The 11,895-nt window shown below is 54.7% G+C and carries 6 protein-coding genes; all 6 read left to right on the plus strand.

Features of this window, described 5'->3' with window-relative positions:
* Window positions 1-6: 6 nt before the first annotated feature.
* The 6 genes from QN378_RS00780 (at window position 7) to QN378_RS00805 (ending at window position 11,867) form a co-directional block, all read left to right on the plus strand.
* On the plus strand, window positions 7-1,617 hold the full coding sequence (locus QN378_RS00780) for a flagellar hook-associated protein 3 (protein WP_323549511.1): 1,611 nt from the start codon (window positions 7-9) through the stop codon (window positions 1,615-1,617).
* Window positions 1,618-1,722: 105 nt separating this feature from the next.
* The gene (locus QN378_RS00785; RefSeq protein ID WP_322204108.1) at window positions 1,723-5,307 is read left to right on the plus strand and encodes a glycosyltransferase; all 3,585 of its coding nucleotides are present in this window, start codon (window positions 1,723-1,725) and stop codon (window positions 5,305-5,307) included.
* A 430-nt stretch (window positions 5,308-5,737) separates the two neighbouring features.
* Window positions 5,738-6,511, plus strand: a complete 774-nt coding sequence (gene rfbF, locus QN378_RS00790) for a glucose-1-phosphate cytidylyltransferase (RefSeq protein ID WP_322204106.1) — start codon at window positions 5,738-5,740, stop codon at window positions 6,509-6,511.
* The gene (gene rfbG, locus QN378_RS00795; RefSeq protein WP_323549514.1) at window positions 6,493-7,629 is read left to right on the plus strand and encodes a CDP-glucose 4,6-dehydratase; all 1,137 of its coding nucleotides are present in this window, start codon (window positions 6,493-6,495) and stop codon (window positions 7,627-7,629) included. The genes rfbF and rfbG overlap by 19 nt, the downstream gene beginning before the upstream one ends.
* Entirely contained in the window at window positions 7,626-8,852 is a 1,227-nt protein-coding gene (locus tag QN378_RS00800) for a class I SAM-dependent methyltransferase (protein ID WP_322204102.1), read from the plus strand. The genes rfbG and QN378_RS00800 overlap by 4 nt, the downstream gene beginning before the upstream one ends.
* 84 nt (window positions 8,853-8,936) lie before the next feature.
* Window positions 8,937-11,867: a TIGR00180 family glycosyltransferase gene (locus tag QN378_RS00805; protein WP_323549517.1), complete on the plus strand. Its 2,931-nt coding sequence runs from the start codon at window positions 8,937-8,939 to the stop codon at window positions 11,865-11,867.
* Window positions 11,868-11,895 lie beyond the last annotated feature (28 nt).

Genomic DNA, 11,895 nt, shown 5'->3' on the forward strand with positions numbered 1-11,895 from the left:
CACATCATGCGTATTTCTACTGGTCAGTTTTACGACGCGAGTGCGGCTAACTATCAGCGCATCTACAGCAACACGCTTACCACTGGCCAGGAAGTCAGCAGCCAAGTAAAGCTCAATACGGCCGCTGATGATCCGGCGGGGGCGACACGCTTACTTCAACTGGGTCAACAGAGTTCGTTGCTCGGTCAGTATACGTCCAACATGACGGCGGCCAACGCGACAATGGTTCAGTCGCAATCAGCAATGGAAGGCATTCAAACTGCAGTGGCGAGGGCACAAGAGTTGGTCCTGTCAGGTGCTAATGGCACGTATACCAACGACGACCGCAAGGCTAACTCCGAAGAGCTGACCCAGATCCAGGCACAGGTCTTGTCATTGATGAACAGCCAGGATGCCAACGGGCAGTACATATTTTCTGGTTCAAAGTCACCGACGCCGCCCTATTCCCAAAACGCAGACGGTACTTATAGTTACCACGGCGACCAAACCTCCAATAGCGTGCCGATCGGCGACAACTTGTCGATTACTACCAACACCACCGGTTGGGCGGCATTCGAACAGGCGACTAATACCGTCCGTACAGCCACCACTTTGACGTCACCTACGCCAGACGACGGTCGGTTGAACCTGTCTGCCGGTCAGGTGACGAACAGTGTGACTTTCAATTCGGCGTTTACGAGTGGTCAGCCATACAAAATCAGCTTCCTTAGTAGTACGCAGTACACCGTCGCCGATAGTGCTGGCCTCGACGTCACGTCGGAAACCAGCGGAAACGGTATGTTTAGCTCCACGAGTTCGGCCACCCAAAGCATCGGTTTTCGTGGGCTTGAAATTAATCTCAACGCCAACCTGAGCGCGGCGGACAACGCCACAACGGCGTCGGCCGACGCTGCGGTCGCGGGCCACACGTTCCAACTGACGGCAACGCCCGACACCTTTTCAGTCTCACGCAGCCCTGGCAACACCTCGACTTCAGTCATCACCAGTGCGACTCAGACCAGCGCCAGCGCTTATAACAGCAGCTTTCCACCTGGCGGAGCGGTCCTCAAATTCACCAGCGCCACCCAATTCGATTTGTATGCCGCACCCATGACCGGCACTAGCAAGGCTGTTTCAAGTGGCACCGTCACTTCGACCAGCGCAGGTTCGCCGCCTGTTACCACTATCACGGCCACGGCGTCCGGGATTACCTTCAACCTCAGCGGTGCTCCGGCGGCGTCTGACACTTTTTCGGTTCAGGCCAATACCCATCAATCGCAAAACATCCTGAACACCTTGGTGGCTGCGGCGGCTGCATTGGCCGTCCCATCCGACGGTAACCCCATTGCTCAGCAAAAGCTGAGCGCGTCAATGGACTCGGCCATTGGTAACTTGGCGACAGCCAACACATTGCTATCAAGTGCCGTCAGTAACTCCGGCGCGCGGCAAAAAATTCTAACAAACCAAAGTTCTACCAATGACACCTTGGTTATAGGCAACACAATCGCCCAAGGCGCGATTCGTGATTCGGATCCGGTTGAGGCTATCACCCGTTTGACCTTGCAGACCACTATGTTGTCGGCAGCGCAATTGGCCTTCAGCAAAATCTCTCAGTTGGGTCTGTTCAACAAGGTCTAAACGCTCGCTCAACGTAACGACCGGCTACTAGGCAGGTCATCATTATCCATTGGTTCAGGGCGCTCGCTGATCAAGTGCGGCGCCCGCCGCTTATGAGTTCTCGCCGTGAAACCACTTCCCCTCGTCAGTATTGTGATTCCCGCCTATAACCCACGGTTTTTTCAGCGGACATTGCACAGTGCATTGAATCAAACGTACTCGAATTACGAGGTTGTGATTTGTGACGATTGCCGCACGGATGGGATTAAGGTGGTGGTTGACTCGTTCTCTGGATTCAGCACTGTGCCGGTTCGTTATATCAAAAACCCGCAACGCCTGGGTTTTGCCGCTAACTTGCTTAAATGCCTGAGTGAAGCCACGGGTGAGTTCATCAAGTTTCTATGCGATGACGATCAGTTGTTTCCGCTGTGTCTTGAATCGCAGATGAAGGGTTTCACCGGCTACAAAAATATTAATTTGGTGTTGGGTCAGCGTTATTTTTGGGACGCGGATGACGTTCAATTGCCGGATCGCATTGGTAATATTCCGCTTTCTCACGTCGATAGCCTGTTTAACGGCGAGGACGTGCTTGGTGTGCTCCAGCATTTCCCGAACAACTTCCTTGGTGGCTTGAGCAGTGCGTTGATGCGCAGCTCGGTCGTGCAGGAATACCTGCCGACATTGGCCGAAGGTAACCAGTTCGTCGCTTTGCTCGATCTGATGCTGTACAGCTGTTTGATGCGCCGCGGCAACATGGTCGCCCTTACAAGTGTGCTCATTATTGAGCGGCTTCATAACGATCGGTTGAGCCGCCAGCAATTAATGATTGATGCCATGGCGGACGAGATTCCACTGGCAATAGAATTTTTAGAGGCCCGTGGCGGCGAGTTACCTCCGGCCCAAGGCTATGTTCGTTATGTGCCATTGACGGCGGCCAATGAAGTGCCAATTACGTGGCATGAGCACGCCACCATGCGTTCCCTGGGCACGCGACAGGGCAGCATGCAAGGAAAGGTTGGTAGTTACAGTGAAAGCTTCGCTGAGTTCTATGCGGAATGGCTGGCGTATAAATCCATATCGGTAGGGCAGCGACAGTTGCTACCGATCACGCTGACGCATTGGCAGCAGAGACCTAAAATCGTCCCGATCATCGTTGACGAGAAAGGCAGTCGTGCCGGTCTTGCCATGACCCTACAGAGTATTGCCACGCAGCTTTATGCAGCGGATTTGGTGTTGGTTTTATCCGCGAGCTGCACAGAAACCGCCTTGGAGGGGAAGGTCTGCACGTTGCCGCTGCAGGACGATTGGATAGCGCAAATCGATGAGCTGCTGGCGCAACTCGACGGTGCCGAATGGTTCTATATGCTGCGTGCGGGTGACCGCCTGGTCGAGTCGGCGCTGTTGATGTTGGCGGACCGTATCGTCAATAACGACACCGCACGCTGTTTTTACACTGACGAAGGTGCATTGCGTGATGGAGAGTCGGCAGAGCCGGTATTCAAGCCTGACTTCAACCTCGACTTTCTGCGCAGCTATCCGTATATCGGGCGGTGTGTGGCCTTCCAGCGCGAGAGTTACCTGGCACTCGGTGGGTTCGATTCAAACTACGGGGAGTTGGCGCCACATGACTTGGTCTGGCGATTGTATGAACAACAAGGTGAGACTTCGGTTCACCACATTGCCGAGATTGTGCTGGAATCGCAGTTAAGCTTCTCCCAGTGGCTGGCATTGCCAGAAGTCGTTATGCAAAATCTACGGGTGGTGGGTGCTCACTTACAGCGCTCAGGCATTGACCACCACATTCAGTTGGGCGTTGAGTTGTCCGTTAATAAAATAACGTACCAGCACGCCGAACGACCTTTGGTGTCGATCATTATCCTGCACAAGGATCAGCTTTTTGCGCTGCAGCGTTGCATCGAAACGCTTCTGGAAAAAACCGCCTATACCCATTTCGAAGTATTGATTGTCGACAACGGTAGCGTTAGCACTGAGGCCCGTGAGTGGCTGAGTGGCATGGCGAAAATGTCCTCGGGCACGTTGCGCATCCTTGATCATCCCGAGGCCGCCTGTGTTCCTACGTTGCGTAATTTCGGTGCCGTGCATGCTCGGGGTGAGTACCTGCTGATCCTCAATACCTACACGGTCATCACTCAGCCTGAATGGTTAGACGGTCTGCTCAGTCACGCCCAACGTCCCGAGGTCGGAATCGTCGGCCCTAAAGTGTTCAACCCCCAAGGGCTGGTTTTACAGGCGGGCATTATTCTTGGCCTGGACGGTACGGCGGGTTATCAGTTTTACGGCGAAAACATGAATGCAAACGGCTATATGCACCGTCTGCAAATACCGCAAAACCTGAGTGCGGTGGGTTCTGATTGTCTGATGGTGCGCCGGGACGTGTTCGAAAGCATTGGCGGACTGGACGACACCGAATACAGCCAAATTTTCGACGAAATCGATTTATGCTTGCGGGTGCGTGAGGCCGGTTACTTGGTGGTGTGGACCCCTGAAGTGCAATTGGCTCTCGGTAGCCGCCGTGGCGCGAATCCGACCCAGGCTCAGTTTGATCGTCGGGAGTTGGAGCAAGCCACCTTTCTTGATCGTCGATTAGCGCTGGTCGCCTATGACCCCGCCTACAACCCGAACTTTTCAATGAACGGTAGCAGTTATCGACTGGAACCCGGCTTGAGAACCGGCTGGAGTCCATTTACCTCATCGAGCTTGCCAGAACTATTGATTTTGCCGATCAACTCCTCGGCGGTTGGGCATTACCGCATGAGCGAGCCTTTTCTTGGGTTGGAGGCGACAGGCAGGGTCGTTGGGCAGATATCTTATGAGTGGCCTACGCTGGTCGAGATCGAACGTCGATCACCTGACGTGGCGGTCTTTCAAGGGCGGTATTTTCACGGCGGGATTTTGCAAATTGCGTCGATGAAGACGCATTTCAATACCCGGCGTATTTATGAACTCGATGACAACGTCATTGAGGTCCCGGCGAAAAATGGACACATGCGAAACGCCCCTTCCGCAGCGGACATGACCGAGGTGCTGCGTCGCGGTATTGTCAATTGCGATCGGGTGGTTGTTTCCACAGCGGCATTGGGCGACGTACTGTCTAGCATGCACTCGGACATTCGAGTGGTGCCCAACATGTTGGCCCCCCGGTTGTGGAGTAATTTGCGCGGCAATCGCCGGACGTCAAAAAAACCACGGATTGGTTGGGGCGGTGGCACCAGTCACACGGGTGATTTGGAGATCATTGCTGAGGTTATCCGGGAGTTGGCGGACGAGGTCGAATGGGTGTTTTTTGGTATGTGCCCGAAAGAACTACGGCCTTATCTTCACGAGTTTCATCCGATTGTGGGTATGGATCAGTACCCGGCGAAGTTGGCAAGTTTGAACTTGGACCTTGCGCTGGCTCCGTTGGAGTTCCATATCTTCAACGATTGTAAGAGCAACTTGCGGCTGTTGGAGTACGGCGCGTGCGGTTTTCCGGTGATTTGCACTAACACCCAAGCCTATCAGGGATATATGCCGTGCACGCGGATCATCACAAACACTACGGATGAATGGCTGCAGGCTATCCGAATGCATTTGTCCGATCCCGATGCCAGCTACCGCATGGGTGATGACTTGCGCGAAGTCGTTCTTCGGGACTACATGTTGCGTGGCGATAATTTGCAGCAGTGGGTAAACGGTTGGATTGCAGATTAATTCCGATAGTTTGTCAAAACGTGCATAACTTATGGATCAAAAACATAAGTCTGCAGGCGCTGCCGAAGGCTGCGATTCGACCGGGTAAGGGTTGCTTTAGTGATACCGCTGAAGGTCGTGCCGACCTTATCGTCGCCTTCGGCAACTCCTACAGGGTTTAGTGATTCTCTGTAGGGCCCAATTCGTTCGGGAGGGCGTCAATTCCGACGCCCAGCCACTCCCCGACGCCGTGGCAACTCTTATAAAACTCATCCCCGCTTGAGTAATTTGAGCTGGCACGCTTCCTGCTAAAACCTCTCTGTATCGCCAAAAAAACTTTATTCCCGCCGCGGTAGCAAAATGCTTCGCGTCGTAGGCAGGCGATCTATTGATAGGGTCCGCGAGGTCGATAACGCTTAGTGCGCCCTTTTGCCAAACAAGAGAGGACAGGATGAAGGCAGTAATTCTGGCGGGCGGTCTGGGTACACGTATCAGCGAAGAGTCGCACCTTAAGCCGAAACCGATGATAGAAATTGGCGGCAAGCCAATTCTTTGGCACATCATGAAACAGTATTCGGCTCATGGTATCAACGACTTCATTATCTGCCTCGGCTACAAGGGCTATGCGATCAAGGACTTCTTCGCCAACTACTTTTTGCATACCTCCGACGTTACGTTCGATATGGTCGCCAATCGGATGGACGTGCACCAGAATTACAGTGAACCATGGCGCGTGACGCTGATTGACACCGGTGAAGAGACTCAGACCGGCGGCCGTTTACGGCGGGCTGCCGGCCATTTGGAAAACGAAGAAGCTTTTTGTTTTACCTACGGCGACGGTGTATCAGATCTGAATATTGGCGCATTGGTGGACTTTCACCTGTCCCACGGCAAGTTAGCGACCGTGACCGCAGTGCAACCGCCGGGACGTTATGGTGCTTTGGATCGCCAAGGCAATTCAGTACAGGGTTTTACCGAAAAACCCCGTGGCGATGGCGGTTGGATCAACGGTGGTTTTTTTGTGCTTTCACCCAAGGTTCTGCCGTTTATTAAAGGCGACTTAACCGCGTGGGAATCTGAACCTTTAGCCGACCTTGCGGCTGGTGGCCACTTAATGGCGTTCCAGCACGACGGTTTTTGGCAGCCGATGGATACCTTGCGCGACAAGAATCATCTTGAGGAGTTGTGGCAAAAAGGAGAGGCCCCATGGAAGCAGTGGGACTAAGCCCGCCATTCTGGCGCGGCAAGCGGGTTCTGCTGACCGGTCACACTGGCTTTAAAGGCAGCTGGTTAGCGCTGTGGTTGAAGAGCCTGGGTGCCGATGTCACCGGTTTCGCCTTGGAACCTCCGACCGAGCCGAATCTGTACACGCTTGCGCGGGTTGCCGATGGCTTGAACGATAGGCGCGGTGACTTGCGTGACTTGGGCGCTTTGCTGGAGGTGATGGCGGATGTCGAACCTGAAATCGTCTTGCACCTGGCGGCTCAACCGCTGGTGCGAGAAGGCTACCGCGACCCGTTAGGCACCTATTCCAGCAACGTGATGGGCACCCTTAATCTGCTTGAAGCGATTCGCCAGGTCGGCTGCGTCCGGGCCTGCGTGTTGGTCACCACCGATAAGGTTTACGCCAATAAAGAATGGCTGTGGCCTTACCGCGAGAACGAGCCGCTGGGTGGGCATGATCCTTACAGCAGCAGCAAAGCCTGCTGCGAGCTGTTGGCTCAATCCTATGCGGCGTCATTTTTCGCCGCTGGTCGCTATGAAGAACACGGTTTGGCGTTAGCCACCGCGCGGGCAGGCAATGTGCTTGGCGGCGGCGACTTCGCCGCTGAGCGTTTAATCCCCGACGTGTTTAAAGCATGGTCAGCCGGCGAGCCGGTCACGTTGCGTTATCCACAGGCCATCAGGCCTTGGCAACACGCGCTGGAACCTTTGGCGGGTTACCTGCAACTGGCGGCAGCGCTGTATGAAAAAGGTCCGGAGTTTGCCGGGGCATGGAATTTCGGCCCGAGCGAAAGCGACATGTGCAGCGTCGGTGAAGTGGTGAATCAACTCGCCCAACGCTGGCCGCAAGCGCCAGGGCTGCGCATCGAACCCAGCGATCTGCATGAAGCCGGCCTGCTACGCCTGGACAGCAGTCGCGCTCATCAATTGTTAGCCTGGCAGCCCCGTTGGTCCCTACAACAGTGTCTAGAACACACAGTGGATTGGCACCTGGCCTGGAAAAATGGCGCAGACATGAGTGACGTGACGTTGGCCCAATTGAATTTGTATCGAGGGCTGTCGGAACGAGACCCCTCGTCTTCTGCACTGGACCCTCGGCTTGTTGGAGTTTCGCTATGAAGTGTAGAGGTTGCGCCACTCCACTGGTTTTGCCGTTGATCGATCTCGGCACCGCACCGCCGTCGAACGCTTATTTAAGTCCACAGCAGCTTGGGCAATCGGAGCAATGGGTGCCGCTCAAGGTTCAGGTGTGTCAGGCCTGTTGGCTGGTACAGACCGAGGACTACACCAGCGCTGAAACCCTGTTTGACGCCGATTATGCGTATTTCAGCTCGTTCTCCACCACTTGGTTGGCGCACGCCGACCGTTACGTCGCCGAGATGGTTGAGCGCTTTGGTTTGACCACCGACAGCCGGGTGGTGGAAATCGCCGCCAACGACGGCTACCTCCTGCAATACGTGGCTCAACGTGGCATTGCCTGCCTGGGCATCGAGCCGACGCACAGCACGGCGCAGGCAGCAAGAGAAAAAGGCCTGGAGATTCGCGAGCTGTTCTTCGGTCAGGCGGCTGCTGCGCAGTTAGTGGCAGAGGGCTGGTCCGCAGACTTGATGGCTGCCAACAACGTCTTGGCGCACGTTCCTGATATCAACGACTTTCTGAGCGGTTTTGCTCTGCTGTTGAAACCCGAAGGCGTTGCGACCTTTGAGTTTCCGCACTTGCTGACACTGATGGCTGGCGCTCAGTTCGATACGCTTTACCACGAGCACTATTCGTATTTGTCGCTGACAGCGGTGCAGCTGTTATGCGAGCGCAATGGCTTGGCGATTTTTGATATCAGTGAGCTGCCGACTCACGGCGGGTCGTTGCGGGTGTTTGTCCAACGTGCCGATGGGCCGCGCCGGACGATTGAACCGACGGTGCAACGGGTGCTGGCTGTCGAGCTGGCTGCCGGAATGAAAACCCCGGAGTTTTATTCCACGCTGGCACCCGCTGCCGAGCGGATCAAACATGGCCTGTTGCGGTTCTTGCTTCAGGCCAAAGCCGACGGCAAACGCGTCGTGGGCTACGGCGCTGCGGCGAAGGGCAACACGTTGCTCAACTACGCCGGGGTCAAGCCTGATTTGTTGGCATGGGTGGCGGATGCCAATCCCCACAAGCAGGGGAAATTTTTGCCTGGCAGTCGGATTCCGGTCGTGGCGCCTGAGCGGCTGGCCATTGAAAAGCCGGATTACGTGTTGGTCCTGCCTTGGAATCTATTGAATGAAGTCAGTGAGCAGCAAGCGCAAGTGCGTGAGTGGGGCGGGCAGTTTGTCATTGCGGTGCCCAAGTTGGTCATGCTGTGACGGGGGCGTCGGCCAGCTGGCCCCTGATCCATTGCACACTCATTAATACAACTTCTTATGACCGTTCGCCGTTTGGGGAAAAGCATGCAAAATAATGACAGTACTGATGAGCCTTCGTCTTTGGCCGAGCGGCTGACGCTGGTGATTATGACCCATAATCGTCCGGCCTTTTTGCTCAGAGCGCTGCAGTTCTATAGCGATTTTCCGTGCACCTTCCTCGTGCTTGATTCTTCTCCAAATGCTGTTGAAGGTCTGACTGAGCGCTTTCCAGATGTCAATTACCAACACCTTCCGCAGTTTGCGTATACCGGCCTGCAGGGGAAGTTAGCCTACGGTCTGACCTTGGTGACCACGCCGTATATGTTGTTTGCGGCGGACGATGACTTTATTTTGCACGATGCCATTGGGCAGTCGTTGGCGTTTCTCGAAACGAACCCGGACTACGGTGTTTGTTACGGATACAGTTTGATGTACTTGGCACACAGCAACTTTGTGCAGTACTACCGTCGCGATAAAAAGGTCCAGGAAGATTACGCGTCTGATCACCCGGAGCAGCGGGTTCGGGACTTCTTTAGCCAATTTATTCCACCGTTCTATTCGGTAGCCCGAACCGAGTTGCTGCGCCAGTGGTTTGAGGCTGCGCCGCTAGACATCATCGTGGAGTGGGGTGAAATCGGCCACGCTTACTATCTTTTAGTCTCGTCAAAAGTTCGTATTCTTCCGATTCCTTACAGTGTTCGAGAGCTGAACTACATTACGTCAGACCACAACACTGAAGTGACGACGGTGCTGGGCCCTAGAGACGCCAAGGGCGAACAGGATCGCGAAGACAAGGCGGAATTTTTCGCCAGTCTGTCTACGACGATTACTGACCTCGATCAGGCGCAGATCAAGCAATCAGTGCTGGACAGTTTTCACGAGATGCTGGACGGCTTGTGCAAAGGGACTGCCTTGACCATGGAGCCTATCTTTATGTCCAGCTGGACCAGTCCGCTCAGTGGGCCGTCCCGGCAGTTCGGTCCGATGCAGTACGTCGAATTGCCGTTCTACAACCAGGCTTTTTTCGACCAACTGACGCAGATTGAGTTTTTGCTTCACGCCATGCCCGCTGGCCGCGTGCAGCTTGAGGAACTCGAAGGTGTCTGGGCATTGCAGCAGGAAGCGTCACTGGAGCACGACACCGATAGCATCAAAACTATTACCGGGCGTTTGTGGCCGGCGATGGACCGTAGTCCATTCAACAAGCAGGTCGTTGAAAGCCTTTCGCATAATCTCCAGCTACTGGATGAGCCCGGAGAATCTGGAGCGTTGGTTGATTGGTTAAAGCGACTGGACGCGGTGTCGGTTCAGAATCGCAACACTCAACTCGCTAAAATGCCTTCCGGTCGCCTGATTAACTGGCTGGAGGCGCGTGCGCCCAGTGCGGATCAAGGCACGTTAATTACTAAACACCTTGATGCGCATCACGGTGGTCCTCAAGTTTGTATATTGCTGTTGAATGCAAACAACGACAACAGAAAATTACAGATAACCCTCGACAGTTTGATGGAAAGTCAGTTTAGAGCGTTCAAGGTCGTGGTGTTTACGAATGGCATGCCTGCGACCACCACCACGGCTCAGGACATGCTGCATTTTGTTAAGATCACCCATGAAAACTGTATCGATAAACTTAACCAAGTGGCACGGCAAACATCCTGTGATTGGATACTACTGGCCAATGGCGGCGATCAGTTCACCGCCAGCGGATTATTGCGCGCCAGTGTCGAGTTGTTAGCAGCGCCTGATTGCCGTGCGGTATTTGCTGACGAAGTACAACGATTGCCGAGTGGGTCGCTGATCGATGTGTTCCGTCCGGATTTCAACTTGGATCTGTTGCAAAGTTTCCCCGCCTTAATGTCGCGCCATTGGTTGATCCGCAAGGACGTGTTTGTCGACGCTGGTGGTTATTCCGCAGACTTCGACAGTGCATTGGATTTCGAATTGCTGCTGCGCATTATCGAGCGCGGTGGAGTGAGTTGGTTGGCCCACCTTGACGAGCCGTTGCTCATTTGCGAGCAGCCGTGGATCGGTGAAAATGGCCATGAAAGCCTGGCGTTAAACCGGCATCTCACCGGCCGCGGCTACAAGGCCCACGTGAGTTCGGCAGTGCCGGGCACCTATCAAATCGACTATCGTCACCGCGAGCAACCTCTGGTGTCGATCATCGTCCACAGCCACAACAATCTTGAGTGTCTCAAACGTTGCCTGACCCATGTTCTGTTGAAAACCCGCCACCGGTTCTACGAAGTGCTGATCGTCGACGACCAGAGCACCGATGACGAAACGATCAGTTGGTTGGCTCTTCAGGATGTCGCCGGCAGTCGAGTAAGGGTGCTGCGCAACGAACAAGCCCTGAATGCGTCAGCGTTGCTCAACGACGCGTGCCGTCAGGCTAACGGCGAGTACCTGGTGTTGCTCTCGGACGAGGCTGAGGTGGTGAGTCCGAACTGGATCGAGCTGCTGCTTAACCAGGCTCAGCGCCCTGAAGTCGGGGTCGTCGGCGCCAAGCTGATTGAAAGTGACGGAAAAATCACTCAAGCCGGTCTGATTCTAGGCCTGAACGGCGGCGTCGGTTCGGCGTTTGTGGGTGAAAAGAAAGACGCCAAAGGCTACTTGCACCGCTTGGTCGTGGAACAAAGCTACTCCGCTGTTTCCGCCAACTGTTTGATGGTTCGCAAAGAACTGTTCGACGCGGTCGGTGGGCTGGATGAAACCGATTTTAGCGAAGCCTACAGTGACGTCGATGTGTGCTTGAAAATCGGACAAGCCGGTTACTTGATCGTTTGGACGCCGCAGGTCGAAATCATTCATCCGGGTACGACGCCGACGTCTGAGGGCGCACTGGAAAAATTGCGCGATAAGTGGAGCAGTCAGTTTGCCCACGACCCAGCCTACAACAGCAACCTGTCCCTGACCGGCAAGGGGTTCACCCTGGGTAAAGCGTCCGGTGTGAACTGGGCTCCGTTGCTCGTTTAAGTCAGGTATCGGTCTAAGGACTCACAGC

The organism is Pseudomonas sp. 10S5 (assembly GCF_035019745.1).
Taxonomy (GTDB): domain Bacteria; phylum Pseudomonadota; class Gammaproteobacteria; order Pseudomonadales; family Pseudomonadaceae; genus Aquipseudomonas.